Origin of the sequence: Nocardia sp. NBC_01327, assembly GCF_035958815.1 — a bacterium.
GTDB lineage: Bacteria > Actinomycetota > Actinomycetes > Mycobacteriales > Mycobacteriaceae > Nocardia.
The window spans coordinates 6,045,494-6,072,491 of record NZ_CP108383.1 but is presented as its reverse complement, the minus strand read 5'-3'; the positions used below and the strand labels follow the sequence as shown (position 1 = coordinate 6,072,491).

At 65.9% G+C, this 26,998-nt stretch carries 23 protein-coding genes; 11 read left to right on the top strand and 12 right to left on the bottom strand.

Annotated features, from left to right (window positions below; genetic code table 11):
- Positions 1 to 53: 53 nt before the first annotated feature.
- Positions 54 to 1,175: a methyltransferase domain-containing protein gene (locus OG326_RS28070; protein WP_327140124.1), complete on the bottom strand. Its 1,122-nt coding sequence runs from the start codon at positions 1,173 to 1,175 to the stop codon at positions 54 to 56.
- 14 nt (positions 1,176 to 1,189) lie between these two features.
- Between OG326_RS28070 and rfbC the strand changes: the two genes are divergently transcribed.
- Positions 1,190 to 1,747 (top strand): dTDP-4-dehydrorhamnose 3,5-epimerase, encoded by a 558-nt coding sequence (gene rfbC / locus OG326_RS28065; RefSeq protein ID WP_327140123.1) that lies wholly within the window; start codon positions 1,190 to 1,192, stop codon positions 1,745 to 1,747.
- A gap of 6 nt (positions 1,748 to 1,753) precedes the next feature.
- Here rfbC and OG326_RS28060 read toward each other — a convergent pair whose 3' ends face one another.
- Genes OG326_RS28060 through OG326_RS28045 form a run of 4 tightly spaced genes read right to left on the bottom strand, consistent with a single transcriptional unit; the run spans position 1,754 to position 5,488 of the window.
- The gene (locus OG326_RS28060) at positions 1,754 to 2,782 is read right to left on the bottom strand and encodes an NAD-dependent epimerase/dehydratase family protein (RefSeq protein ID WP_327146606.1); all 1,029 of its coding nucleotides are present in this window, start codon (positions 2,780 to 2,782) and stop codon (positions 1,754 to 1,756) included.
- A 2-nt stretch (positions 2,783 to 2,784) separates the two neighbouring features.
- The gene (locus OG326_RS28055; protein WP_327140122.1) at positions 2,785 to 3,435 is read right to left on the bottom strand and encodes a PIG-L deacetylase family protein; all 651 of its coding nucleotides are present in this window, start codon (positions 3,433 to 3,435) and stop codon (positions 2,785 to 2,787) included.
- Positions 3,432 to 4,214: a sugar phosphate nucleotidyltransferase gene (locus OG326_RS28050; protein ID WP_327140121.1), complete on the bottom strand. Its 783-nt coding sequence runs from the start codon at positions 4,212 to 4,214 to the stop codon at positions 3,432 to 3,434. The genes OG326_RS28055 and OG326_RS28050 overlap by 4 nt, the downstream gene beginning before the upstream one ends.
- Positions 4,211 to 5,488, bottom strand: coding sequence for a class I SAM-dependent methyltransferase (locus OG326_RS28045; RefSeq protein ID WP_327140120.1), 1,278 nt, complete (start codon positions 5,486 to 5,488; stop codon positions 4,211 to 4,213). The genes OG326_RS28050 and OG326_RS28045 overlap by 4 nt, the downstream gene beginning before the upstream one ends.
- Before the next feature lie 549 nt (positions 5,489 to 6,037).
- On the opposite strand from OG326_RS28045, the gene OG326_RS28040 reads away from it, so the two are divergent.
- The 3 genes from OG326_RS28040 (at position 6,038) to OG326_RS28030 (ending at position 9,575) form a co-directional block, all read left to right on the top strand.
- On the top strand, positions 6,038 to 7,516 hold the full coding sequence (locus OG326_RS28040) for a sugar transferase (RefSeq protein ID WP_327140119.1): 1,479 nt from the start codon (positions 6,038 to 6,040) through the stop codon (positions 7,514 to 7,516).
- A 101-nt stretch (positions 7,517 to 7,617) separates the two neighbouring features.
- Positions 7,618 to 8,853, top strand: coding sequence for a cytochrome P450 (locus OG326_RS28035; RefSeq protein WP_327140117.1), 1,236 nt, complete (start codon positions 7,618 to 7,620; stop codon positions 8,851 to 8,853).
- A 23-nt stretch (positions 8,854 to 8,876) separates the two neighbouring features.
- Positions 8,877 to 9,575 carry a TetR/AcrR family transcriptional regulator gene (locus tag OG326_RS28030; protein ID WP_327140116.1) on the top strand — a complete coding sequence of 233 codons (699 nt, stop codon included), beginning with the start codon at positions 8,877 to 8,879 and terminating at the stop codon, positions 9,573 to 9,575.
- A gap of 50 nt (positions 9,576 to 9,625) precedes the next feature.
- On the opposite strand, the gene OG326_RS28025 is transcribed toward OG326_RS28030, so the two are convergent.
- The 3 genes from OG326_RS28025 to OG326_RS28015 form a co-directional block, all read right to left on the bottom strand.
- Positions 9,626 to 12,658 carry an NACHT domain-containing protein gene (locus OG326_RS28025; protein ID WP_327140115.1) on the bottom strand — a complete coding sequence of 1,011 codons (3,033 nt, stop codon included), beginning with the start codon at positions 12,656 to 12,658 and terminating at the stop codon, positions 9,626 to 9,628.
- A gap of 97 nt (positions 12,659 to 12,755) precedes the next feature.
- Positions 12,756 to 14,960 carry an MMPL family transporter gene (locus OG326_RS28020; RefSeq protein WP_327146605.1) on the bottom strand — a complete coding sequence of 735 codons (2,205 nt, stop codon included), beginning with the start codon at positions 14,958 to 14,960 and terminating at the stop codon, positions 12,756 to 12,758.
- Between the two features lie 102 nt (positions 14,961 to 15,062).
- A complete protein-coding gene (locus tag OG326_RS28015) occupies positions 15,063 to 16,040 on the bottom strand; it encodes a hypothetical protein (RefSeq protein WP_327140114.1) in 978 nt (325 codons plus the stop codon).
- Between the two features lie 92 nt (positions 16,041 to 16,132).
- Here OG326_RS28015 and OG326_RS28010 point away from each other — a divergent pair, with 92 nt between their 5' ends.
- Positions 16,133 to 16,792: a TMEM175 family protein gene (locus tag OG326_RS28010; protein ID WP_327140113.1), complete on the top strand. Its 660-nt coding sequence runs from the start codon at positions 16,133 to 16,135 to the stop codon at positions 16,790 to 16,792.
- Positions 16,793 to 16,829: 37 nt separating this feature from the next.
- Here the strand turns inward: OG326_RS28010 and OG326_RS28005 are convergent, their stop codons facing one another.
- The gene (locus OG326_RS28005) at positions 16,830 to 17,456 is read right to left on the bottom strand and encodes a Uma2 family endonuclease (RefSeq protein WP_327140112.1); all 627 of its coding nucleotides are present in this window, start codon (positions 17,454 to 17,456) and stop codon (positions 16,830 to 16,832) included.
- 62 nt (positions 17,457 to 17,518) lie between these two features.
- Entirely contained in the window at positions 17,519 to 17,854 is a 336-nt protein-coding gene (locus tag OG326_RS28000) for a hypothetical protein (RefSeq protein WP_327140111.1), read from the bottom strand.
- 161 nt (positions 17,855 to 18,015) lie between these two features.
- Between OG326_RS28000 and OG326_RS27995 the strand changes: the two genes are divergently transcribed.
- The 3 genes from OG326_RS27995 to OG326_RS27985 are packed head-to-tail and all read left to right on the top strand — an operon-like array spanning position 18,016 to position 19,664.
- Entirely contained in the window at positions 18,016 to 18,351 is a 336-nt protein-coding gene (locus tag OG326_RS27995) for a hypothetical protein (RefSeq protein ID WP_327140110.1), read from the top strand.
- Positions 18,326 to 18,844, top strand: coding sequence for a DUF6879 family protein (locus OG326_RS27990; RefSeq protein WP_327140109.1), 519 nt, complete (start codon positions 18,326 to 18,328; stop codon positions 18,842 to 18,844). Before OG326_RS27995 ends, OG326_RS27990 begins: the two co-directional genes overlap by 26 nt.
- Entirely contained in the window at positions 18,831 to 19,664 is an 834-nt protein-coding gene (locus tag OG326_RS27985; protein WP_327140108.1) for a helix-turn-helix domain-containing protein, read from the top strand. Before OG326_RS27990 ends, OG326_RS27985 begins: the two co-directional genes overlap by 14 nt.
- Here OG326_RS27985 and OG326_RS27980 read toward each other — a convergent pair.
- Complete coding sequence (locus tag OG326_RS27980; protein ID WP_442790836.1) at positions 19,633 to 21,123, bottom strand: threonine/serine ThrE exporter family protein; 1,491 nt, start codon at positions 21,121 to 21,123, stop codon at positions 19,633 to 19,635. The two genes, OG326_RS27985 and OG326_RS27980, sit on opposite strands and share 32 nt — an antisense overlap.
- A 68-nt stretch (positions 21,124 to 21,191) precedes the next feature.
- On the opposite strand from OG326_RS27980, the gene OG326_RS27975 reads away from it, so the two are divergent.
- The 3 genes from OG326_RS27975 to OG326_RS27965 all read left to right on the top strand — a co-directional run bounded on the left by OG326_RS27975 (position 21,192) and on the right by OG326_RS27965 (position 26,100).
- Positions 21,192 to 23,126 (top strand): acyl-CoA dehydrogenase family protein, encoded by a 1,935-nt coding sequence (locus tag OG326_RS27975; RefSeq protein ID WP_327140107.1) that lies wholly within the window; start codon positions 21,192 to 21,194, stop codon positions 23,124 to 23,126.
- A 103-nt stretch (positions 23,127 to 23,229) separates the two neighbouring features.
- A complete protein-coding gene (locus OG326_RS27970) occupies positions 23,230 to 25,401 on the top strand; it encodes an MMPL family transporter (RefSeq protein ID WP_327140106.1) in 2,172 nt (723 codons plus the stop codon).
- Positions 25,402 to 25,449: 48 nt separating this feature from the next.
- Entirely contained in the window at positions 25,450 to 26,100 is a 651-nt protein-coding gene (locus OG326_RS27965; RefSeq protein WP_327140105.1) for a phosphatase PAP2 family protein, read from the top strand.
- Here the strand turns inward: OG326_RS27965 and OG326_RS27960 are convergent.
- A complete protein-coding gene (locus OG326_RS27960; RefSeq protein ID WP_327140104.1) occupies positions 26,072 to 26,968 on the bottom strand; it encodes a nuclease-related domain-containing protein in 897 nt (298 codons plus the stop codon). The genes OG326_RS27965 and OG326_RS27960 overlap by 29 nt on opposite strands.
- Between the last annotated feature and the right edge of the window lie 30 nt (positions 26,969 to 26,998).

Here is a 26,998-nt window from a genome sequence, read left to right as displayed (position 1 = left end):
ACTATTGATACACCACAGACTCCACATCGCCTGCGGGTTGATCCTGTTGCCGCTCAGATTGTCTCGGGGATGTCGACCACCCACCTTCCCTCCAGCCCGGGCCATCGCGACCGCACCTCCTGCAGTAGGTCCGGCAGCGTGAGAAGTACTCGATCCGGTTGAGCGGCAAGCAGTTCCGCCGGATCGATGATCGGAATATCGGTACCGGGCATGCGCCGGCCCTGTTTGGCGGGCGAGGCGTCGGCGACCGCCGCCAGCAGCCCACGGTGTGCTCCGGCCAGATGCAGTAGTGCGACGGCTCGGGATGCGGCGCCGTAGGCGAAGATTCGGCTACCTGAAAGTGTTTCATACTCGAGCCAGCGGCGCAGAGCGGCGGCCTGCTGGTCAGCGGCGTGCTGAAGACTTCGCACGGCCTCGGCGGCGGTATCGGGCTCGGCGCCGAAGAGGCTGATCTCCGCCTCCAGTATCCGGGCGACCTGCGCATCGCCGGTCGCCTCCGAGCTTTCGGCCGGGGCGTGCACGGCGGCCACGAGAACCGTTCCGCCGTACAGGTCGAACCCCCAGGCCGCCGCGATCCGCATCCCCGCATCCGCGAGCAGTCGCCGCAGCGCGGTCAGCGAGTAGTAGGCGAAGTGGCCGTGCCGCAGGGCATTCCACTGGCCCTGCTCGACGATGGCATGCAGCGAGTGGAACTGCAGCAGCAGCACCCCGTCCGGTGCGGTGGCCGCCGCCCGCCGCGCGAAGGCGCCCCGCTGATCCGGTTCGTGCATGATGCCGAAGCAGTCGATCACCACATCGGCCGGATCCTCGGTCTCGGTGAAGCCGGTCAGCAGCGGCAGCCAACTCCCGCCGTGCGGACTGCCGAATTCCCTGGTGGTGCGGCCGGTCAACCACCCGGCGGCCGAGACCCGGGCCAGGGCGTCGGCGGCTTGATCACGAAGAGCCTGCGGCTCCACCCCGCGGGGTTCGGCCGTGACGGTGTCGTCCTCGGCGAGCTGCGCCAGACCGCATTCGGTGCACAGATCCATGGCCAGCGGATGGGTGCTGTCGACCGCCTCGGCAGGCGCGCCGACAGGCGGAAAATGGTCTGCGGCAGGCATTTTGCCCAGGTCCAGTACCCGGATCAGTGATACGGCACCACAACCGCAACATCCCCGCGTCGAATCGGCGCTCATGGCACGATGACCTGGTGCGTATCGAAACCACCGAGCTCGCCGACGTCCTGGTGCTCTCGCCGCAGCCCTTCCGCGACGGCCGCGGCCTGTTCACCCGGACCTTCGACGCCGAGGAGTTCGACAGCTTCCTGCAGGCGCCCGGCTACTCGGCGACCTTCCTGCAGGATTCGCAGTCGCGCTCCTATCGCGGCGTGGTGCGCGGCATGCACGGGCGGGCCGGGCGCGGTGAGGCGAAGCTGGTGCGCTGCTCGCACGGTTCGGTGCACGACGTGCTGGTGGATATTCGCCCGAACTCGCCGACCTTCGGGCAGCAGCAGGCCTTCCTGCTGGATGACACCGATTTCCGGAACCTGTTCGTGCCGGCCGGATTTCTGCACGGCTTCCAGGCGCTGAGCCCGGTGGCCGACGTCTGCTACCGCATCGACCGGCCGCACGATCCGGCCGAGGACATCGGCATCGCCTACGACGATCCGGATCTGGCCATCGCCTGGCCGCAACCGGTCACGGTGGTCTCCGACCGCGACGCCGCCGCCAATTCGTGGCAGCAGCTGCTCGCGGCCTTCGGGCGCTGAGGGCATTCAGGCGCCGATCCGGATGCGGCGTAGTTCGTCGTCGAGCACACCCGCATCCTTGAGCGAGGTCAGGTGCGCGAGCCGGGTGTAGCGCTGGAAGAAGGCGTCGGAGGTCAGTCCGCGTGCCACATACTCCCGGTAGAGCTCGGCCGCGCCGTCCGGAATGCTCCAGATCGCGTCGAAGCCGAGTTCCTTGCGCGCGTAGGAGAAATCGACCCGATAGGAACGCGGGTCCGCGCCGTTCTCACCGGTGATGGCCAGCGTGGAACCCGGGACCGCCTCGACCACGGACTGCGCGATCTCGGCGACGGTGAGGTTATTGGTCTCGGTGCCCACGTTGTAGGCCCGGCAGTAGATGGCCTCGGCGGGGGCCTCGAGGCAGGTGGCGAACGCGCGGGCAATATCTTGCGCATGCACCAGCGGCCGCCACGGGGTGCCGTCGGAGAGCACCTTCACCTCACCGGTGAGCACCGCGTACCCGACCAGATTATTGAGCACGATATCGGCGCGCAGCCGCGGCGAGAAGCCGAAAGCGGTGGCATTGCGCAGGAATACCGGAGCGAAGCCGGAGTCGGCGAGCGCGGCCACATCGTCCTCGACCCGCACCTTGGATTCGGCGTAGGGCGTGAGCGGCCGCAGCGGTGCGTCCTCGGTGACCAGATCCGCACCGGCCGCCCCGTACACCGAGCAGGTGGAGGCGTAGAGGAAGCGCTGCACGCCCGCATCTTTGGCCAGCCGGGCCAGGCGCACCGAGGCATGATGGTTGATGTCGTAGGTGATCTGCGGCGCCAGCGCGCCCAGCGGATCATTCGACAGCGCCGCCAGGTGCACGACGGCATCGAACCCGGCGAGCTGATCGGCGGTCACCTCGCGCAGGTCCACGGTGAGAGTCGGTGGTGCGGGCGGCGTTTCCCCGAGCACGCAGTCGGCGAAGTACCCGATATCCAGGCCGGTCACCTCGTGACCGGCCCGCTGCAGCTCGGGCACCATGACCGTCCCCAGATATCCCTGATGTCCGGTGACGAGTACGCGCATGGTCATGCACCTCCGAATGTGATGGTGGCCTTGTCGAGCAGGAATGCCTCGGCGTGCTGCGCGCGGCACTGGACGCCGCGCAGGCGGGAGAGGGCGAGGAAGGACTGCTCGTCGAACCAGTCCCGATTGCGTTGTGAGGGATAGTGTTTCAACAGCAGCTCGGCCTTGAGCTCGGCAATGCCGGGGGGCAGCGGATGGAAGAGGGCCGGCTGCGGAGTGTCGTTCTCCCACTTGAGGATCTCGTAGCCCAGCACCAGATGATCGCGGAACTCGGTGGGTGTCAGCTCGGCCAGCAGGCGGTGATCCTGGTGGGCATCACCGCGCTGCGGGGCGAACACCACCTCGGGACTGCTGCCGCGCCGCAGCGCCGCGACCGCATCCTTGACCCGCTCCCAGTGCGCCGGGGCATAACCGTCCGGGACATCGAGAATGCGCAGGTCCAGATCCGCGCCGGGGCAGAAGGCGGCGAGCGCGTCCTGCTCCTCCCTGGCCCGCTCCGTGCCGGCCCCGGAGAGCACGAGGGCTCGGATGCGCAGGCCGGGAACCGTATTCGCCAGCGCCAGCAGGGTGCCGCCGAGGCCGATGGCCAGATCGTCGCAGTGCGCCGCCACCAGGGCGATCTCACGGACCGCGCCCGTGCCGAGTCGAATCATGGTGTGGGCTGCTCCCACACCATCCAGGGGCGATCGCCCGTCATATATCCCGCGTCGAGTTCGGCGCGCTCCTTGAAGGTGTCGGCGGGCTTCCAGAAGCCGTGATGCTGATAGCCGAAGAGCCGGCCCTGCGCGGCCAGCGCACCGCAGGCGTCCTCCACCAGATCACCACCGGGGGGCAGATGATCGAAGATCTCCTGGGTGAGCACGAAGTAGCCGCCGTTCTCCCAGATGGGCAGGCGCGATACCGGAGTGATGTTCTTGACCTCGCCGGCCGAGTTCACATCCACGCAGTGGAAGGAGGACTGCGGCGGCACGATCATCATGGAGGCCGCGGCCCCGGATTTGCGGAAGTCCCTGACCACCTCGTCCAGCGGGGCGTCGGTGAGCACATCGGCGTAGTTGGCCAGGAAGTAGCGCTCGCCGTCGAGATGGTCGCGCACCCGCCGCAGTCGTTCCCCGATAGGCGATTCCACGCCGGTGTCGACGAAGGTGATCGTCCAGTCGCTGATATCCGATTGCAGCAGTTCGACCTGGCCGCCGCGAATGACGAAATCGTTGGACACCGACTCCTGGTAGGTCAGGAAGAAGTTCTTGATATGGGCGGCCCCGTAGCCCAGGCACAGAATGAAATCCTTGTGCCCGAAGTGCGCGTAATAGCGCATGACGTGCCAGATGAGCGGGCGTGGGCCCACCATCTGCATGGGCTTCGGGATCATGTCCTCGGTGCCGTTGCGCATGCGCATGCCGTAGCCGCCGCAGAACAGTACAACTTTCACTTCGCTTGCCTCTCTGCATGATTCGATGCGGCGGCGTCATCGAGCGTCGCAAAGGGTTGTGCGTGATGCAGGGCGGGGAGCGGGTAGACCAGCTCGCCGCCCCGGTCGATCACCGGGCGCAGTTGCGCGGTGATCTCGGATTCCAGATTCCACGGGAGCACCAGCACCACATCCGGTTTGTCGGCGTCGATGCGCTCGGGCTCGTGGATCGGAATGCGGGTGCCGGGTGTGAATCTGCCGTGCTTGTACGGGTTCCGGTCCACGGTGTACTCGAGCAGATCCGGGCGGATGCCGCAGTAGTTGAGCAGGGTATTGCCCTTACCGGGTGCGCCGTAGCCGACCACTCGTTTGCCGGCGGCCTTGGCCTCGAGCAGGAAGCGCAGAAGTTGCTGGCGGACCAGCTCGGTGCGTGGCCGCAGCGCGAGATAGCCGGAGACGTCGTGCAGCCCGGCCTCGGCCTCCTGGCGCAGCACCTCGGCCACGCGCTCGGAGGGCTCGGCCACGGCATCCGGCCGGGCCCACAGGCGCAGTGAACCGCCGTGCGTGCCAAGCAGTTCCACATCGACCACGGTGAGGCCCGCGGTCGCGAGCGCTCGCTGCGCGGACAGCACGGTGTAGTACTGGAAATGCTCGTGATAGATGGTGTCGAACTGGCCCAGCGCCACCAGATTGAGCGCGTGATGCACCTCGATGGAGAGCCAGCCGTCGTCCGCGAGCAGTGCGCGCAGCGACCGGGTGAACCCCAGCAGATCCGGTATGTGGGCGTAAACATTGTTGGCCACAACAAGATTCGCGGCGCCGTGCTCGGCGCGAACCTGCGCGGCGAGGGCCTCGTCGAGGAAGGCCGTCACGGTCGGCACGCCCTTCTCGCGGGCCGCGGCGCCGACGTTCACCGACGGTTCGATGCCCACGCAGGGGATGCCCGCGGCGACCGCGTGCTGCAGCAGATAGCCGTCATTGCTGGCGACTTCGATCATCAGCGATTCACTGTCGAGCCCCAGACGTGCGGTCGCGTCCTCGACGAAGAGTTTTGCGTGCTGTACCCAACTGTCCGAATAAGAACTGAAATACGCGTATTCCGTAAATGTCTCCGCGGGCGTGATGAGCGCCGGAATCTGGAGCAGCAGACAGTTTTCGCAGACCCGCAGATGCAGCGGAAACGTGGGTTCCGGTTGGTCGAGTTCCGCCGCGGTGAGGAATTTTTCACACGGCGGAGTAGCCCCCAGATCGAGCACGCTGACCAAACGTTCGGACGCGCATAGACGGCATTGCACGCAGAATCCCCACCTTTCACCGAGACCGGCACCGGCGCAAGGCCGGCTGCACTGTGGTCGGCTCGATCCGGCCTTACGTTACAACAGGATTCGCCAACTTCGCTGGGCTCGGCCGGTGACAGGTGAGCGCTGGGGCGGCAATTTTCTGCGGGTCGCAGAACGGGGCAGGCGGTCGGCAACCGCCCGAGTCTTGCAATTCAAGGGTTACTCCCACCTCACACGGGGTGTGGCACCCGGCGCAACCAGTGCTTTCGTGATTAGGGGAAATCCGGGGAAACGACCGGGAAACCGGTTGCGATGCTTCCGGCAACCTCGTGGAAACATTGGTAGCACACAAGTTTCACCGACGTCGGTGGCGCAGTTGTGTAACATTCGGCATCTGGCCACCGAAAGAGTCGGCGGTCCCCCAGGTTGGCGCCTTGCGAAAACCCTTGGGGAGCCGACATTGTTCTGTCTTCTGTGGAACTGATCAGTGGGGATCGGAACCGAGTTCTCCCGTGGGGGAGGTGCGTTCGTTTCATGAGTTTCGAAGTTTCTTCTCGTCGAGCAGTGCGCGTAAATCGGCTGCCCCGACCGTTGCCACGCTCGGATCGCGAACGCTGGCAAGGCGATTACGCACGCCGTCTGGCCGGTAGCGACCTGTTGGTCGTATGCCTGGCCGTCGGAATGGCCCAACTCATCCGCTTCGGCGGGCCGGCGGATCCGACGCTGGCTACCAACCTGCCGCTGGAGGTGCGCTACACGGTGGTCTCGGCGGTGCTGGTGCTGGTCTGGTACCTGGCACTCTCGCTCAGCGGCACCCGCTCGCTGCGGGTAATCGGCAGTGGCACAGAGGAATACCGACGGGTCGTCTCTGCCACCCTGCAGCTGTTCGGTGGCGTAGCCATTGTTTCGCTGCTGTTGCGCGTGGATGTCGCCCGCGGTTATCTGGCCATTGCGTTGCCGCTGGGCATGTTCGGGCTCATGGTGGAGCGGCGGCTGTGGCGCGGCTGGGTAGCCAGGCGGCGCGCCCGTGGCGAATATCGCACCTCCATGCTCGTAGTCGGCAGCCCGGATGCGGCGCGGGCCATGGTCGCGGCCTTCTCGCGCGATCAGGAATCGGGCTATCAGGTCATCGGTGTCTGCACCCGCGACGAGGGCGACCTCGTCGAGCGCGGGCTGGAGGTCGGCGGCCGGGAGATTCCCATTGTCGGCACCGACCGCACCGTCATCGACGCGGTCCGCCGTACAGGGGCCGATACGGTTGCCGTCACCGCCACCGACAATCTCGGCCCGGCCGACTTCCGGCGCATGGCATGGGAATTGGATCCGCTGGGCGTGGAACTGATCGTCACACCGGGTCTGGTGGACATCTCCGGGGCCCGGCTGACCCACCGCCTGGTCGCCGATATGCCCATGCTGCACGTGGAGAAGCCGCAATACGACCGCGCCAAATCGATTCGCAAGGCGCTCTTCGACTTCGGCTTCGCACTGTGCGCGCTGCTGGCCATCGCGCCGGCGCTCATCGGCATCGCCCTCGCGGTCAAGGTGAGCAGCCGGGGGCCGGTGTTCTATCTCTCCGAGCGGATCGGGCGCGACGGGCACCCGTTCCACATGATCAAGTTCCGCAGTATGTACGCCGACGCCGATGCGCACATCACCGCGCTCATCGCCGGCAACGGCGGCAACCCGCTCTTCTTCAAGATGCGCGACGATCCCCGGGTGACGCGGGTGGGCCGGATCATCCGCAAGTACAGCCTCGACGAGCTACCCCAGTTCTTGAATGTGCTGCGCGGGGAGATGAGCATTGTCGGCCCGCGCCCGCAGGTGCGCCGCGAGGTCGATTCCTATGACGGGATGATGCGGCGGCGGCTGCTGGTCAAGCCCGGCGTGACCGGGCTGTGGCAGGTCAGCGGGCGCTCGGATCTGGCGCCCGATGACGCCATGCGGCTGGATCTGTCCTACGTCGAGAACTGGTCGATGGTCTTGGACCTCCTGCTGATCTGCAAGACGATAGGAGCGGTGACCAGGGGAGATGGCGCGTACTGAGATCGCCTCTACACTCAAGTGAACATGATTTAGTAATAGGTGTTCACAAACGGGGCTGTGGTGTGATTCACTTCTCCGGAACGTGTTCCAAAGGAGGTACCGTGTCCGCGCCGTCCATTCCCTCCGGGTTCGATTTCACCGATCCCGACCTGCTCGCACAGCGTCTGCCCGTCGAGGAGTTCGCCGAACTCCGCCGTACCCAGTCCATCGCCTGGGTGCCTCAGGCCGGCAGTGGCTTCAAAGACGACGGCTACTGGGCCGTCACCAAAATGGATGACATCAAGGAGATCTCGAAGACTCCGGAGGTGTACTCCTCCGAGGAGAACACCGCTGTCATCCGCTTCTACGACGACATCATGCGTGAAGAGATCGAGGTCCAGCGCTATCTGCTGCTGAACCAGGATCCGCCGCGGCACACCAAGCTGCGCCGCATCGTGTCCAAGGGCTTCACCCCGCGCGCCGTCGAATCGCTGCGCAATGCGCTGCGCGACCGCGCCGAGCGAATCGTGCACGAGGCCAAGAAGACCGGCTCCGGCGACTTCGTCACCCAGGTCGCCTGCGAGCTGCCGCTGCAGGCCATTGCCGAGCTCATCGGTATTCCGCAGGAAGATCGCGGCAAGATCTTCGACTGGACCAACCAGATGATCTCCTACGACGATCCCGACTTCGAGGGTGACCACAAGGTCGCCACCGCCGAGGTCATGGGCTACTCGTGGAACCTCGCCGAAGAGAAGCGCAAGTGCCCGATCGACCTCGACGGCCACGCGGACATCATGTCCACGCTGCTCAATGCCGACGTCGATGGTGAAGCCATGGGCTCGGACGAATTCGCCTGGTTCGTCATCCTGCTCGCCGTCGCCGGCAACGAGACCACGCGGAATGCCATCACGCACGGTATGAAGGCGTTCGTCGACAATCCGGAACAGTGGGAGCTCTACCGCGAGCAGCGTCCGCGCACCGCTCCGGACGAGATCGTCCGCTGGGCCACCCCCGTCATCGCCTTCCAGCGCACCCTGCTGCAGGACACCGTGCTCAGCGGCCAGGAGATGAAGAAGGGCCAGCGCGTCGGAATGTTCTACTCCGCCGCCAACTTCGACGAAGAAGTCTTCGAGAAGCCTTTCGAGTTCAACGTCCTCCGGAATCCGAATCCGCATGTAGGCTTCGGCGGCACCGGAACCCACTTCTGCGTGGGCGCCAACCTCGCACGCCTGGAGATCGACCTCATGTTCAACGCCATCGCCGATGTGATGCCGAACCTGAGCCAGGTCTCCGATCCGGTCCGGCTGCGCTCGGGTTGGCTGAACGGCATCAAGAGCTGGCAGGTCAAGTACGAATGAGTGAACCCCGTCGACGCGGCCGGATGCCTGCGGTAAGCGACGCAGACATCCGCCGCGTCGCGCGGTCACTGCTGGTGGAGCAGGGCCCCGACGCAATCACGCTGCGGGCCATCGCGCGGGAGCTGGGCGTCACCGCCCCCGCGCTCTACCGGTACTACGAATCCCGCGACCAATTGGTCGCGGCGGTGCGCACCGATGTCTGCGGCGATCTCGCCGCGGACCTCGAGGCGGCGGTCGCCGGGCTGCCCGACGACGCCGGTATCCGATTCTTCGCCGTCTGCCGCGGCTTCCGCAGCTGGTCCCTCGCCCACGCGCGCGAGTTCACCCTGGTCTTCGCCTCGCCGACCGTCGCCGGAATCGGCAGCGCCATGCAGCAATTCGGCGAACCGGTCGGGCGGCTCTTCCTCGGCGCCGCCGGTCGACTGCTCACCGAATACGAGATCGTCACCCCCGCAACGGAACTGATCCCGCCGGAACTGCGCGACGACCTCGTCCGCTTCCAGACCGACCTGCTGCGCGTGCTCGCCGAATCCGGCCAGAAGTTCCCCGCCGAGAAGCTGGACCTCGGCGTGAGCTACGTGATGATCCAATTCTGGGCGCGCCTCTACGGCCACGTCACCCTCGAGGTCTTCGGCAACTACCCGATCCCGATCACCCACCCCGACGTCCTCTTCGACGCCACCCTCGTCGATATCGGCCGCAGTATCGGCATGGTCGTCTGAGACGTCCTGAGCACGGGGCGTTCGGCAACCGCCGCCTTACGGTGAGCTGGTCAGGCGCGCTGTTGCCGATTCGCCTCGGCTGCTTGCAATTCCTGCAGAATCAGCCGGAAGTGGTTGGTGTTGGCCTGGTCTCGTTTCCTGATCACCCGGTCCACCTGGATCAGAATCAGTGCCACGACAACTGCGCCGACCGCGACGGCCGGCCAGCCGATCCAATCGGCGATCGTCGACATACCGGGCACCGCCAATGCGGCCGCCGCGCAGCCTGTGACGATCGCGGTCGACCGCCACAGGGTTTCGAGATCGGCCGTTACGATGACGACTTCCTCCAGATACCAGGCGATCGAGGCCGAGACGGCGAATACGGCGAATACGATCAGCATCGGCCAGGCGAGCCATATCGGCCCCCATGCCCAGGTGTGCGCGATGGTCGCGACCGCACGATATATCCCGGCGCCGGTAAATATCAGGGTGGCGACCCCGGCCATCCCTCGCCACCACAGTGTCAGTCCCGCCGTACTGTGCTCGACGTCTTGTGTTGCTCGCGACCACAGTTCGGCTCGAGCCGCATCGTTTGCGGTGAATTGGAACACCAGCATGTACCTGATGAGTGCGCGCTGAACCGGTGGCGGCAGCGTGTCCAGCATTGCGATCTCGGACGCGGTGTACGAGAACCGTTGCAGGTATGTGTGTAGGAGCCGCCGCGAGTTCGGGCCGTATCCGAGTCTGTCGCTGCGGATGAACAACTCCTGGTTGAGCTGTTGATCGCTCATCGCGATGGTGAGGGCTTCGCTTCCGGGCGGTCGACGGCGTAACAGAGTCAGGCTCGACAGCAGTACCACGATCCGTGGGTCCAGCCGTTCGATGAGGAAGTCCGGTGGGCTCGAGGTATTCGTCAGGTGGGCGACCCTCCGCATGAGCCGTGCGAATCGCCCCTGCGGGTCGGGTGTGAAGGGATCCCAGGCGCCGTCGAGTCCGGCGTAGGTGGTCGCCTCGGAGCCGAGCGGCGTGTGATCCTCCAGTGCCGCTTCGATATTCGGTTCTCGAATCAATGCACACAGCCACCAGGCCGACGAGGTCGCGCGCACATCGTCGGACCACACCATGCGTGCGAGTTCCATTGCCGCACTGGGTGTACCGATACCGCCGAGCGTGTCCACCGGCCAGAGCCGATCAGCCGCCACCGCATCGGCGAGGGCGGATACCGCGACTTCGCCCATCGACCCCGCGCACTCCTTGGTCAGCGCATCGTCGTTACGGACGGCCAGATTCACCAGAAACTGTGCGGCATCGGCACGACCGGACCGGGCCAGGGCGCGCATGGCACGCTCGGCCCCCGCCTCGGCCTGTGCTTCGAGGTGCCTGCGCACCCTGCGGCCGCGATCGGTGTCTCTGGAGGCCACGCTGCCGAGCGCCTCGACAATGCCTGCTGCTTCACCGATCGTCGCGGGCTCGGGAGTCCGGGGCAGTTCGGTGAGGAAGTGCGTCACAATGCGATCTGCGAGCAGAGTGTCGATTTCGCTTGCCTCGGAAAGGCATTCGAGCGCCAGCACGCGATGTTTGAGGTCGTTCGATTCGAACAGCCGCTGGACCACGATGGTGCTGTTGTTGCCGTCTCCGCACCAGAAGCGGACGGTATCGCGCCAGAAGGCCGGATCGGACCAGTAGCCGGCGAGCAGGCGAGCGGCCCCCACCGGACCCTCGAGTGCTCGCGCCGTGAAGTACTCCTGAAAGCTCCTGTGCGGGAACCAGAATCGTTCCCCGGTATCGGAGCCGACCAGCATCTGACTTCGATCGGTGAGATCGCGCACCAGCTCCCGCCCGTGCTCGGGGCGCAGGTCCAGTGCTGCGAGGGTGGTGGTGAGGACCTCCCGGAGCCTTTCCTGAGACAGAATGAGCCGGTCGCCCTGGTCGGCCGGAGTCTCGGTCATGAACACGGCGATTCGTTTCAATACCGCGAGTTTGTCGCGTGGCTGGTACGGGGAGGCGCGTTCGCCGCGATCCAGCAGCAGATCGCGCATGACCATATGGTCGGTGACCCGTGCGTAGAAGTCGGCTCGGGAGGACGGCAACGAACGCCCCTTGTGCACCAGGCTGCCGGTGTACAGGTCGGCGAGCAGGCTCAGCAGCAGGGGGGTGCGGGCCAGTTGGAGCAGCTGCGGATTCTGCCGGATCTGCTCGAATATGCGGTCGGCTGTGCCTAATTCGGCAATATCGGCCGCGGTCAGCCCGCCGGCGGCGGAACGTTCCAGTACCAGCCAGCGGCCGAGGAATCGAAGGATCGAGGAGTCGTCGAAACCGGCGATCTTGATGACCTCGAAGGCGCTCAGACTGCCGTTGTACGCCGAGCCACGGCCCGTGACCACGACGGAGTTCGCCTTGTCGCCGCTGGCATGGTCTCGCCGGAAGGATTCGATCGCCGCGACCACACCGGCGTGTTCGTCGGCACTCACCTCGTCGAGGCCGTCGAACAGCAGTCGCATAGAGCCTTCATTCAGGCGCTGAGCGACGAATTCCACTGCGCGACTGTCGTTCTTGTCGTGCGGTAGTCGGAAGTGCGCCGCGATCAGTCCGGGCAGATCCACCGATCCGTCACAGCGGTGCAACTCCACCAGTACCGGAATCTTCTGCCGCTGCTTGGCTTTGCGCGGTTGCGCTGCCCAATGCAGGAGAAAGTGCTTCGACAGTAAGGACTTTCCGGCGCCGGCCTCGCCGAGCAGGAGCACGGCCTTCTCCTGGAGCACCTGCCGCCGCAGGTCGTGCCGCCGCCCACCCCTCTCGTACTGGAGGTGCACGTAGACCGACTCGACGGCGATCTGCCGCTGCAGAGTCAGGACATGTCGTCCGTACTCATCGGGAATCTTGGCCCGGTAATGGGTGATTCGCCGGTCCTCGCTGAAGCGGATCGCGATTCGCTCGTAGCCCCGGCGGAGCAGCGTAGTGAGCGACGCGTACAGGCCCTCGCCGAGCTTGTCCCCGAATTTTTTCAGCGCGGCGGCGGCGATCCCCACGATGATCGCCCCAGCGGCGACCCCACCGAACACCGCGGTGAGGCCCTCGGTGATCGAATCCTGCTCGGCCACGATCAGATGCTAGGCCGCATTCCAGGAGTCTGCCGGGTAATCGCCTGGCTACAGGGGAGATTGGGGGATCGGTCCGCGCTCCTCGTCCGGCCGGGGGTCAGCGCGCGGCCCCGACGAGTTCGGAGACCGGGGGCGGCGGCGGCTGCTCGTCGTCCAAGACCGGTTCACCCAGGCCGATGCGCTGCTGGATGCGCTTCATCCAGGCCGGAGCCCACCAGACTCGGTCGCCGAGCAGTTTCATAGTGGCGGGGACCAGGAGCATGCGGAGCAGGGTGGCGTCGATGAAGAGGGCGGCGATCATGCCGTAGGCGATGTACTGCATGAGTACAAGATCGGAGAAGGCGAAGGCGCCGGTGACCACCAGCAGGATCAAGGCCGCCGCGGTGATGATGCCGCCGGTCTGGGCGGTGCCGGTGCGGATGGCTTCGTCGGTGGTCGCGCCCCGGGTTCGGGCCTCGACCATGCGCGATACCAGGAACACCTCGTAGTCGGTGGACAAGCCGTAGACGATCGCGATGATCAACACCAGCATGACCGCCTGGCCGGGCTGCGGGGTGAAGTTCAACAGGCTTGCGCCATGGCCGTCGACGAAGATCCAGGTCAGGATGCCGAGCGTGGAACCGAGCCCGAGGCCGCTCATCAAGGCGGCCTTGATGGGGAGCACGACCGAGCCGAACGTGAGGAACATCAGCAGGCCCGTGATCAGCAGAACCAGGGCGATCATCCACGGGATTCGGCTCAAAAGGGCGTCGATGCTGTCCTTTTGGAGTGCGGGCACGCCGCCGACGAGCACGGTCATGTCATCGGGCAGATTCAGTTTCCGGAGATATTCGATAGTGGCGCCGGCATGGTTGATATCGCCCACCGGTGCGGTGGTTCGGTAGACGTCGGGATTGGACACCGAGCGAGACGGAATCTCGAACTTCGCGATCAGCCCCGGCGCGTTGTTGGCCTGATTCCAGACCGGTCCGACGGCACCGGAACTGCCGGTGACGAAGATGAGTTCGATCGGATCGGATTTCCGCAGCGGGAAGTACCTGTCGATCTCCTCCTGCGCCATGCGGGTCGGATTGTCCGGCGGCAGATACTTCTCGCCGAAGCCGCCGAAGACCAGATTCCGGATCGGCAAGGTGAGCAACACCAGGCCGAGCAGCAGTGGGATGGCCACCTTTCGCGGATGCTTCATCACCCACCCGGTGGTACGGCCCCAGAACCCGCTCTCCATCGGTGCGGCCGACTTGGTTCGCCGAAAGCGGTCCAGCCCCAGCATGTCTACGCGCGGCCCGAGAATGGCCAGCACCGCCGGCAGCACGGTGAGAGCGGTGAGCGCCGCGATGGTCACGGTCGCAATCGCACCGTACGCAATGGATTTCAGGAAGCCCTGTGGGAACAGCAGCAGGCCACCGAGACTCGCGACGATCATGGTCGCGGAGAACACCACCGTGCGCCCCGCCGTCATCACCGTGCGCCGCACCGCCGTCCGGGTGTCGTACCCGGCGGCCAGTTCCTCACGGAAACGGCTGACGATGAACAGCCCGTAATCGATGGCCAATCCGAGCCCGATCATTGAAACCACGGGCGAGACGAAGGAATTCACCTCGGTGAAATTGGCGACGAACCGGACGATGCCGAAGGCGCCGAAGATGGTGAGCAAACCGATGATCAGCGGCAGCGCGGCGGCGACAACACCGCCGAAAATGAAGAACAGCAGCAATCCCACGAGGGGAATGGCCATCAATTCCATACGGTGCAGATCGACGGCGATGGTGTCGTTGAGCGTGCCCGAAATCGGCTGCAGCCCACCCACCTGAACATTGATGCCCGGAATCGTGAAGTCGTCCTTGACCGTCCGGTAGTTGAGAAGCAGATCGGTGTCGTTCTCACCGCGCAGCGCGATGGCGGCGGTCGCGCGGGTCTTGTCCTTGGTCACGAAAATCGAGGAGACCGCGCCGGTCTCGGTGGGCCAGTAGGTGCCCACGATGCGTGCGATCTGATCCGGGTGATCGCGCGGCAGACTGTTGAGATGATCGACAACGGTGCTGCTGAAGTCGGGATCGTCGACGGTCCTGCCCTCGGGTGCGGTGAAGAGCACCACCACATCGCCATCGTGATTGCGACCGAACGACTTATCGGCGAGCGCACCCTCCTTCGACGACTCCGCCGACGGATCGAACAGTCCGCCGGAGCTCAGATGGTCGTCCAAACCGAGGCCGTACCCACCCAGTGACAGCAGCGCCGCCACCATCACTCCGATGACCCCGAACCGCCATCGGCAGGCCAGATCACCCCATCGCGCGAACAGGTTCATATGTCACGGTAACAAGCAAGATCGCGATCGGCATTATCGTGTTTCGCTCTTCGATTGCGGCACAGTCATTTACATGCTGTTATGCGCAATACGAGTCTATTTGCAACCGTCGGTCTGCGGCAGCGGATGGCTCGGGTCGAAGTAGTAGTCGGAGTCGTGTCCGGACCCGGTGGCGCCGCCGCCCTGTGCCGCGCCGATGGTGGGGGCGAGGAACCCTTTCCTGGACCAGGCGCAATCCATCGAGTAGATATCGCCCTGCCCGTGGTCGAGCCACAGCCCGAGACTGTCCGCGGCGTATCGGCGATCGGTGACCACCGAGTAGTCCACTTCCCAGCGCACCACGGCGACCAGATCGAGCGCTCGCCGGACGCGCTGCGGATTACCCGGGTCGAAGGCGTAGGCGACGATGTAATTGGTGTGCACCACCAGGTTGCCGTCCTCATCGACTCCGGCGGTCATGCTGCCCTTGACCTTCGGCGAGGACGGCAGCAACTGCGTGCCGGGCGCGAGGGCGGTCACGTAGTAGTTGCCGTGGTCATCGGGGTTGTCCCGCGTCCGCTGCAGTGCGTCGGCGCGGAATTTCGGTGCGAACAGCGATAGGGCAGGTCCGGGGTCATCGGCGGCCATAGCCGTCCGATCCAGCCGCTGGGCGATCATCGCCCCTCGCACCTGCTCATAGGCCGCGGACACCGCAGCGGCGTCGTACCCGGCCACCGGTGCGGCGGGCGGCGGCTGGAACCCGTCCGCGCCGTCGGCCCAATCCGCCGCGGGCGTATTGAGAAACGGCATATTGAGATTCACCCGCACCGTTTCCGGCGCCCGCGAGGTGGCGGTCGTCGCGGGCGTGGCCGAGGACTGCAGCCCCACCGCCCCCGACGTCTCGTGCCAGATCGCCAGCAGCCCCACCACCACCGCTATCACAGCGATGATCGGCAATTTGCTGCGCAGCTTATGCTTTCGCACTCCCCAGCTCTGCCGCCGGGAGTACTCCTTCTCGATGCGCGAAATGCGCTCACCCCACTCCGGCCCGGCGAAATCCGGATGCTCGGAGAGGTCATCGTGCTCGTTGAACATATTCCCCCGACTCGGCGTTGCGCGCCAGACGCTAACCGACCCTGTGGATTCGATCAAACCGAGGTACCGGTACATCAGTAGTCTCGGTGGCTGTGAATGATTCGGGGCGGGCACAGGCCTTCAGTGACGGTGTGTTCGCGGTGGCGATCACCCTGTTGATCCTGGAGATCAAGGTTCCGCTGAATGCGGGCGATCATCTGTGGCAGGAGCTGGGGCATCAGTGGCCCTCGTATGCGGCGTATGTGGTGACGTTCCTGAATATCGGCATCATGTGGGTGAACCACCACACCGTGTTCGGGTTTGTCGAGCGGGTGGATCGGACGCTGCTGTTCCTGAATCTCTTGCTGCTCATGGGCGTTGTCGCGCTGCCCTGGCCCGCGGCCCTGGTCGCGGACTACCTGACCGAAGGTCACGGGGGCGGGTCGGTGAGCGCCTGGACCGGGAGCCATGCCGCGCGTATCGCGGTCGCCATCTACGGCAGTTTCATGGTCTACCACGGCATTCTGTTCCAAACGGTGTGGTTGCACCTGACCCGCACCGGCAACCTCTTCTACCCGCGCGTCGACGTCGAGGCCGCCCGCGCCACCCGCTGGCGCTTCGGCCTGGGCATAGCCATCTACCCGACCACCGTCGCCCTGGCCTTCGTCTCCGCCCCGCTGACCCTGGCACTGCACGGGGTATTGGCGGTGTACTACGCGCTCAATCAGATTCCGGTGCCGGTAGTCGACGAACCGCGAGCATCATCCGTCTGAACGAATCCCTCACGGGCGTAACAGGTTCCTCTGCCGCTCATCGCGCAAGTCCGATGAGGCGACTCCAATCGAGTTTGACCGCGATCGGCAGATCGATCTCGGCCACACCGTCGGTGTGCTCGAGTGTTCGGTGCGGTCGATACTGGTTCAAAACGTGGTCGAGTACGAAGGTTTCGATGACGGCTACCTCGTTGTCGGCAAGGTGCACGATCCAATACCAAGGGATCCCTGCCAACGCGTACTCCGCCATTTTGTCGGCGGTGTCGACTCGTTCGGTGCCGGGGGAGACGACTTCGACCACAAGTTTGACCATCGATGCGTGCAGCGGACGGAGATCCGGCGGAGCGCACGCGAACAGCGCGGCATCCGGCCGCCGGATCGTCGCGCGCGGCAGTTCCCAGAGCAACACATCGAAGTCGGTGTCGACATCCAGGCAGCCGTCGTTGTACCGGCTCATGTGTGCGTCGGCTGCCGTTTCGATGAAGTCGGCAATGCGGCGGGCCGCTTTTTGATGTGGGCGGGAGCGAGATTCGGCGCGAACCGCCTCACCGTTGACGACCTCGACAAGTCGGCAGAAGTCTTCCGGAAGGGTCTTCCAGATCTCCACGGTGATCGGGGCAGGCTGTAGGTTCTCCTTGCGAGCCCAATCCAGCAGTTCGGACACCATCCACTCCTCGTCCAGGCGACGGTACCGATCGATCCTATCGGGCGAGCCGAGCTGGGACGTCAAGCTCCGCCCGAGTCCGGCAGCAGGTCGTTCGCTGAGCGGGCATAGGTAGTCTCCGGGTCGACCGTGATGACATCGCACACTTTCGCCAGAAAGTCGGGGACCTCGCCGCCGAGGTGCGCGAGGCTGGGGGTTACCACGGCGTCTACGCCCAGGCGGCTCACCACCGTGCGCAGGCGCAGGTCGGGGCGGTCGGTGTGGGGGCCGAAGACAACGGTTTTGCGCAGGTCGTAGCCGAGGCGGGCGGCGACGCTGCGGATCTGCGCCTCATCCCACACCTGCCTTGCCTTCGAGATGTCGTGCCGCAGATAGCCGATCGCCGATGGTGCGCTCATCATTGCCCTTGCTGTCGGTGGTTTCCGGATTCCACGGTATGGATCGCCGTGCCCCGGCGGCAGCAGATTGCTCGAGGTTGCTCGAATCTCCTGCTGGAAACGTCCTGGCACCAGCGATAATGAGATGTGTTCGTAGTTGCCTCGAGCAAGGACACGGCATCATGGAGATACGGCTTCTGGGCGGACCCACCGGCGGCAACGGATCACCCAGATTGTGGGCAACCGACCGCGACAGCATCATTGTGCAGGGGTGGCGCACCGGCCACACTCCGGGCACTGTCGAGATACCCCATCAACTGCTCGGCTTTCTGGAACTCGAAACCTGTCTGGGTGCAGCGCTGCACAACACCGGCAACGGGACCTTCACCCTGTGCGGTGAGGTGGTCGACGACCCCCACGTGCTGTCCGCCATGCAGATTCCCGACCACGAGACGGCCGTGGAAGTTCGTGCGTTGAAAGCGAGTTACCCGCATGCTCTATCGCTCCGAATTCGATGACCTGTACCGGTCGCATCGTCGCGCGTTCCACCTGGAGGTGCAGGACACCTACGGTGTGGCCGCCGAGAACGAGCAACTGGAACACTTCGTGGCGGGGGAGCCGACCAGCTATCCGGCCGACTGGCAGGAGTGGGATGCGCTTGTGCGCGAGGTGACCGAGGAGGGCACCCTGATCCAGCGATTACGCATTGTGACCGAACCGCACACCGACTACACCCGCTTCCTGCTGCATCACACCGATCGCAATGTCGAAGCCGGGGAACAGGTCCGGTACCTGCCCCGGCATCGCGTCGATCCGGCCGACTACACCGCCGACGACTGGTGGCTCTTCGACGACGGCCCGCTGGCATTCTCGATCTTCTCGCCCGAGGGCGAATGGGCCGGTGGTGCGGTCACCGAGGATCCGGTGCTGCTCGCCCGCTGCGCCCAGGTCCGGGATCAGCTGTGGCCGTTGGCTGTTCCGTTCGACGTCTATCTCCGTGACCAGGGTTGACGAGGGGCGGCAGGCGCTCGGGGTTCGGTTGCGGGAACTCCGGGTGTCCGCCCGCATATCCGGCCGGGACCTGGCCGCGCGCGCGGGCTGGGGGCCGACGAAGGTATCGAAGATAGAGCACGGCCGGCAGCTGCCGTCCGAGGAGGATCTCGCCGTGTGGTGCCGGATCACCAGGAATGAACTCGCCCTGCCGGATCTCGTTGCGACCGTGCGCAATGTGAATGCCGCCCACCTCGAATGGCGCCGCATCGCGGCCACCGGTCACGCCCGCAGGCAGCGGCAGAGCATCGAGCGCGAAGCCGCCACCGGCCTGGTGCGCGGCTACGACTGCCTGCTGCTGCCGGGACTGCTGCAGACCCGCGATTACGCGGAAGCGGTGCTGCGGCGGTGCATTCGGTTCCTCGGCAGCCCCGACGATCTCGAACATGCGGTGGCCGCGCGGATGGAACGGCAGCGCGTGCTGCGCGAAGGCAGGCACCGCTTCCACTTCCTCATCGGCGAGGCCGCGCTGTACACGTCCGTGGGCGACGGCGCGGTCCGCAGAGCGCAACTCGAGCATCTGCAGACAATGCTGGCCGCCGAGCGCGTGGTTGTCGGCGTCGTCCCTAACACCGCTGAATTCATCTATGAGACAACAAATTTCACCTTCTTCGATACCCACCTGGTGCAGGTGGAGACAATCTCCGCCGAGCTGACCATTCGGCAGCCGCGCGAACTCGTGCTGTACGAGCGGGTCTTCCGCGCCCTGGCCGAACAGGCCGCCTACGGCGACGCCGCCCAGACGCTCATCAAGAGGGCTTTGTCGGAGGGCGAGTTGTAATGACCGATCCCGTGCGCCGGGAGATTCGAATGGTGGTGAGGCGCGGGATTATTCGAGGTCGCCGCAGATCCCGGGCAAACCATTCGCCCAGCGTCACACCGGCCGCCAGCGCACACCCTACGGCGAACGCGCTGAAGAGCTGGTTGATGCCGATGAGCTGTTCGTCATTGAGCAGGGCATACAGGCCGCGATAGACGCGCAGGCCGGGAAGCAGGGGAGTGATCCCCGCCAACGCGACCACCAGCGGCGGCGTCAATGCGCGCCGGGCGAGCAGACCACCGGCCAGGCCGACCACGATCGCGGCGACACCGGAGGAGACGATCGGCCCGAAACCGGCGTTCTGCACCACGAGATAGACCGCGATGGCCGCCGCGCCGCTGAACGCCGCGGTCGTGAGCGCGCGGCGTTCGGCGTAGCAGGCCAGCGCGAAAGCCAACGCGGTGATCGCGCCGGCCGCCACCTTCATCGGCAGATTGGTGAGATCCCGGCCGGGGGCCATATCGACGGTCGGCGTCGTGAGGTTCAGGACTTCGGACACGCGCAGCGTGAGCACGATGCCCGCGATGATGCCGCCGGTCATCATGACCACCTCGAGCATGCGCGCGGCCGCCGTGATGGGCGCACCGGTAATGGCGTCCTCGACCGCGCCGAACAGCTGTAAACCGGCCAGCAGCACGGCGATTCCGGCCGCGATGATGAGCGCCGGATCCAGATGCAGATGGCTGGCGAAGGTGGAGACGAGCACCGCCGGTATCGCGGCGATCATGCCGCCGACCATGTGCTGGAAGAAGAACGGCAGGCCGCGTCGATTGAGCCGCCGATTGGTGCGGTCGATGAGCGCGGTGGTGGCGAAGCTCAGTGCGGCGATCAGCAGACCGCCATTGAGCAGTAGCGCCACCGCCGCTGCCATGAGTGACCAGCCGAAGGTCGAGATCCAGCGGTGATAGGGATGCGGCGCGGAGGTGATCTCCTCGAGCGCCGCGAGAGCCTCCTCCGGCGACACCAGTTCGCGGCGGATCCGCCGGGTGAGGCGGTCCACGGCGGCCAGGCGGGTGAAATCCAGGGATCGGTACTTGACCACCCGCATGGTGCTGGCGGGCGGCATCCGGGTGCCGCGGTCGACCGAGATGCGGATCGAGTTGTACGTGACGTCGATATCGCATTTCGACAAGCCGTAGGTGGAGGCGATGAATTCGATCTGCGCGGTGGTGTCCATGACGGCCGTACCCGCCGAGAGCACCACTTCGCCTACCCGCTCGACCAGGTCTAAAACCTCGGTCACCGCGGCATCGTCGGTGAGGTCGATGGGCTGCAGCGGTGCGGGGGCCTCGGTCACGACGTCGGCCACGGCATTGCGGTCCGCGACCGCATGCCCGACCACGCTGGTCAGTAGCCGTCGCGACCGCCCGAGAATGCCCTCGGGGGCACCTCCGGTCTCGATTGCCAGATCGTTGCTCACAGGAGAAAAGTACACGGGTGCGATAGATCACCGGGTTGAGCAGGGAGATAGCAGTAGTGTTTTGGAGCATGGCGAACGATGGCGATCCGATAGCGGAACATCTACGCGCGGCTCTCGACGGACCCTGGCGGGACGTGCGCGAACAGGCCCGGGTGCATCTCGACGATGCCCGGCTCTACGGCGACCCCTACCTCGATTACAAGGCCGCGAGAACGCGGGTACTGGAGCAAATGCATCTGGTGTCCTCCTTCGGGTGGGCCGAACGCGGTTTCCGCGAGGTCGAAGGCGGAACCGGCGACCCGGGCGGGGCTGTCACCGCACTGGAAATGCTTGCCTACACCGATCTGTCGCTGTGGGTGAAGTGCGGTGTGCAGTGGGGTCTGTTCGGCGGTGCGGTCGAAAACCTCGGTACCGAGAGGCACCGCCGGTACATCGAAGCGCTGCTCCCGCTGGAGCTGCTCGGCTGCTTCGCGATGACCGAAACCGGTCACGGAAGCGATGTGGCCAACCTGGAGACCACAGCCACCTACGACCCTGCCACAGAAGAGTTCATCGTGCACAGCCCTACGCCTTCCGCGCGTAAGGATTACATCGGCGGCGCAGCCGAACATGCCCGCATGGCAGCGGTTTTCGCGCAGCTGGTGACCGGTGGCGAATCGCAGGGCGTGCACTGCTTCCTGGTGCCGATCCGGGATGCGGAGGGTAAGGATCTGCCCGGCGTCACCACCTCCGACGACGGTCTCAAGGGCGGTCTGCCGGGTGTCGACAATGGCCGAATCCTGTTCGACCAGGTGCGAATTCCGCGCGAGAACCTGCTCAATCGCTATGCCGACGTGGAACCCGACGGCACCTACAAATCCGAGATCGCCAACCCGAGCCGGCGGTTCTTCACCACGCTCGGCACCCTGGTGCGCGGCCGGGTCAGTGTCGGCGGCGCGGCGGCCGCGGCGGCCCGGGTGGCCCTGAGCATTGCCGTCCGCTACGCCGAGCAGCGTCGCCAATTCGCTGATCCCGATACGGGTGTCGAGACCGTGCTGATGGACTACCGCAGTCATCAGCGCCGCCTGCTCCCGCTGGTGGCCCGCGCCTACGCACTGCAATTCGCGCAGAACGATCTGGTGCAGCGCATGCATCTGGTGCAGACCGGACAGGCGACCGAGGAGTCCGCACAGCGGGCGCTGGAGAAGCGCGCGGCAGGTTTCAAGGTCGCGCAGACCCGGCACGCCACCCAGGCGATTCAGGAATGTCGCGAAGCCTGCGGCGGCGCAGGGTATCTCACCGAGAACCGCCTGGTCACGCTGAAGGCCGACAGTGATGTCTTCACCACGTTCGAGGGCGACAATCTGGTCCTGACCCAGCTCGTGGCCAAGGATCTGCTGACCGCCTACTCCGATGAGGTGCGCGATCTCGACGCCATGGGCTGGGTGCGCTTCGCCGCCACCATGGCTCGGGACGCGGTGCGCGAGGCCTCGGGTGTGCGGCAGCTCATCCAGCGGCTGCGTGATCGCGGTGACGACGGCGTCGACGATCAGGACCTGTCCCGCCGGTCGGTCCAGCTGCAGCTCTTCGCCGACCGCGAGGACTATCTGGTCCGCACGGCCGGGCATCGACTGCAGGCCCGCGCCAAGGACACCGGGCCCTTCGAGGCGTTCAACAATGCCCAGGACCACATTCTCGCCGCGGGCACGGCGCATATCGATCGTCTGGTCCTGGAGGCCTTCATCGAAGGCATTGCCGGAATCGAGGACGAGGCCGCTCGCGAACTGGCCGGCTCCGTCTGTGATCTGTACGTGTACAAGACCATCGAGGAGAACCAGGCCTGGTTCATCATGCACCGCTTCATGTCCGTGGAACGGGCGAAAATGGTGCGGCGCGGTGTGAACGAACTCGTGGACCGGCTGCGGCCGCACGCTCTCACCCTCATCGAGGGCCTGGGCGTGCCGGAGAAGATGCTGCACGCGGCCATGTTGAACGGCGCCGGAGACGCACCCGTCCCCTCGTGATCGGCAGTGCCGCATCGGGTTGAACCCCGGTGCGGCAGTACATCGTTATCGAGGTAGCGAGCTCATGCAATGGGGCATCGGCCGATCGGTGACGGGAGACGCGATGATCACGACGCTGATCGGACCGGCCATGCGCGCGCCGAAGCTCGTCCTGGTTCTGGTGGGCGTGGCATTCCTGGTCTGCGGTGCGCTGGGTTCGCAGGCCTCCGCGCGGCTGTCCAATGGCGGATTCGTGGCCACCGACTCCGAATCCGCGCGCGTCGCGGACATTCTCGGGCGCGACTACAACATGTCCGGCATGCAACTCGTGCTGACTGTGGAATCCGACGGCGGGGTACAGGGCGCGGCCTCCACTGCCCGCGGCCGCGATATCGACGAACAGCTCCGGGGCGATAGCCGTGTCTCGAAAGTTGTTTCGCCGTGGACCGATCCGCAGCTGAGCGGTCTGCTTGTCAGCCGCGACAAGAAGATCGGGCTCATTGTCGCCAGCGTGCGCGGTGACGAGAACACCGCACCCGCGGCCGCGCACGATCTGGCCGGCGCTTTTGCCGGCAGCCGGGACGGAGTCACCATCCATGCCGGTGGCCAGGCCATGGTGTGGGCCGAGACCGGGCAGCAGACGGAAAAGGACCTCGCCATCGCCGAGGCCATCGCGCTGCCGCTGACCGTGCTGCTGCTCATCTGGTTCCTGAGAAGTGCGGTGGCGGCGGCGATTCCGTTCATCACCGGGATCGCCGCCATCGCGGGCACCAGCGCGGTGCTGTACCTGCTGACCTTCGTGGTGGAACTGTCGGTCTTCGCGCTGAACATCACCACCGCCATCGGATTGGCGCTGGCCATCGACTATTCGCTGCTGATCATCGGCCGCTATCGGGAGGAGATAGCGGCCGGCCGGGATCGTGACGCTGCGCTGGTGCTCGCCATGCGGCGCGGCGGGCGGGCGGTGGCCTTCTCCGGGACCACGGTGGGCATTGCGCTCATCGGAATGTCGTTCTTCCCCATGGCTTTTCTGCGCTCCCTCGCCTATGCGGGCCTGGCGGTGGTCGCGCTCTCGATCGTGCTGACGCTCACCATGGTCCCCGCGCTGCTGACACTGCTCGGCGAGCGGATCAATCGGAAACCGCTGCGCGAGGCCCGGCCGGTACAGGAGGGCTTCCTCTACCGGGTGGCGCGCACGGTGCAGCGGCGGCCCGTACTGTGCGCGCTGCCGGTGCTGGCGCTGCTGGTGCTGTTCGGATCGCCGATCTTCGGGCTGAAACTCGGTCTGCCCGATGATCGGGTGCTGCCCGCCGCGGTGGAATCGCGTCAGGTGGGTGATCTGCTGCGGGACCGGTTCGCCGACAATGCCACGGGCACAGTGCAAATCGTGGTGAGCCCCACCGGCGGCGGCACCGATCCGGGTGATCTCGGCGCGTATTCGGCCGCCTTGTCGACGGTGCCGGAGGTCGAGGGCGTCACCGGTCCGGCGGGTTCCTTCGCGGGCGGCCAACCGGCCGGTCCCGCCGATCCGACCGCCAGACACGGCGACAGCGCGCATCTGACGGTCTCCTCGAAGGTCGATCCGTATTCCGAACAGGGGCAGCGGCAACTCGGCGCGCTGCATGCCGTGACGGCACCGGCGGGCACGCACGTACTGTTCGGCGGGCTCGCCCAGCAGACCGCGGACTCCACCGCGGGCATCAGGGAGGGGTTCCCGAAGGCCGTCGTCTGGATCGCGGTGACCACCTTCATCCTGCTGCTCCTGCTCACCGGCAGTGTGGTGCTGCCCTTGAAAGCGCTGGTGCTCAATGTGCTGTCGCTGTCGGCGACCTTCGGCGCACTGGTGTGGATCTTCCAGGAGGGTCACCTGGGCGGCCTCGGCACACTGGCCACCGGATACACCATCGCCACGCTGCCGGTGCTGCTGTTCTGCGTGGCGTTCGGGCTCTCGATGGATTACGAGGTCTTCCTGCTGGCCCGCTTCACCGAGGAGTGGAAGCGCTCCGGCCGGACGCGTGCCGACAATGACGATGCCGTCGCGCTGGGCATTGCCCGGTCGGGCCGGATCGTCACCGCGGCGGCGCTGCTCATGGCGGTGATCTTCGTGGGCATCGCCAGCAGCGGGGTGACCATGAACCGCATGCTCGGCGTCGGCCTGGCGCTGGCGGTGCTCATGGACGCCACCCTGGTGCGAATGGTGTTGGTACCGGCCTTCATGCGGCTGCTGGGCACCGCGAACTGGTGGGCTCCCGCCCTTTCCCGGCCGCTGCTGGAGCGGGCCGCACTGCGGGAGTGAACGCAGCGCTCACGGTGACCGCCCTGCGGTCGCGGCTATCGTGGCCGGGTGATCCGATCGCCCGCGCCCGCCCCGACCCGGCCCGATACCCTGATCCGCCGGGCCGCGCTGCCCGCGCTCATCCTGGTGGCCATTGTCGTGACTGTGGTTGTGCCGCAGTTCTTTCCGGCCGACGGCGGGCCGACCGGGCTGGACAGCTCCCTGGAGGGGCATATCCACTCCGCGCTCGACGGGCATCGGTGGCTCTACCGCGTGCTGGTCGCGCCGAGCAACAACAGCATCATCATTCCGGTGCAGCTGCTCGCGGCCGCGTGGTTCGCGTACCGGCGGCGGTGGTGGTCCGCCGGGTTCATGATCCTCGGGCCGGAGTTCGCGATCCTGGTGAATTCGTTTGCGCTCAAACCGTTCTGGGACCGGCAGCTGCATCACTACCTGGCGTATCCGAGTGGGCACACCGTGCAGTTGATCGCCGTCGTCACGGCGCTGGTGCTGGTCACCGAGTCGGTGCGGGCACGGGTGACGATCGTGGTGGTGACGGTGGTGCTGCTGCCGGGAGTGCTGGTCGGCATGGTGGGACTGGGATATCACCACCCCACCGATGTCCTCGGGGGTACGACGGCCGCCATCGCCCTGGTGACGGCGGCCTATCTACCGTTCCGCGCTGTGGCGCTCAGCCGTACGCGACGACCGCGGCAATGATGAACCACAGCACCCACAGCACCACCACGATCATGCCCAGCGAGAGCATGACCCGCATGAACCCGCGACCGAAATCGATCTGACCGGTCCGGCGCGGATAGAGCTTCCACGGGCTGTACCAGGGTGCGGGCACCCGCAGTCGGCTGCCGGCCGCAGCGGCCTCCTGCTCCAGGCGCGCCTGCTCCTCGGCATAGGCCTCGGCCTGCGCCTGCTGCGGTCCGCCGTGCCAGAGCGTGATGTCCACCGGGCCGAGGAAGCCCTCGTTCAGCAGATCCTGCGGGGCGGGCAGATACGGCAGAATGCCCAGCCCGCGGAAGGCCCACGCCACATCATTGGCCGACCACTGCGGGCGGCCGCGCGAGGACAGGCCGATGAAGTAGTCGTGCAGCCGGCGCGGGTCATCGCCCACCAGCACCTCGAAGCTGGGATCGCTCCACAGCTGCTGCACCCGCAGATTCGAATCCGGCGGCGGCACCACCAGTACCGCGCCGTGCACCACCCGCTGCCCGAGACCGCGCTCGGCCAGCCAGTTCTGCAGTGCGAAGGTGTGATCGCGGGATTTGTCCAGCGGGGTGCGCTTATCGGTGCCGTCGAAGGTGATGATCTTCTCGGCCACCCGCCACGGGCCGTTGAGCGGCACCTCCAGCTCGCCCTGCAGATTCTCCGCCAGCGACTCGGCCTCGATCACCACACAACTCGTCGGCGTCCAGACGACCGCGTCGAAGGGGTAGAGCCGATCACCGTGGAAGAGGCTGCAATTGACGGTGGCGACGCCCTTGGGGTCGCCGCGGCCCTTCCAGGTGCGGAGCCAGTCGATCAGCAGCTTCTCGGCATGCGTACCAGCGGGGTTCTGTACTCGAACGAGCATCGGCGCTGCACCTCTCTCGTCGAATCGATA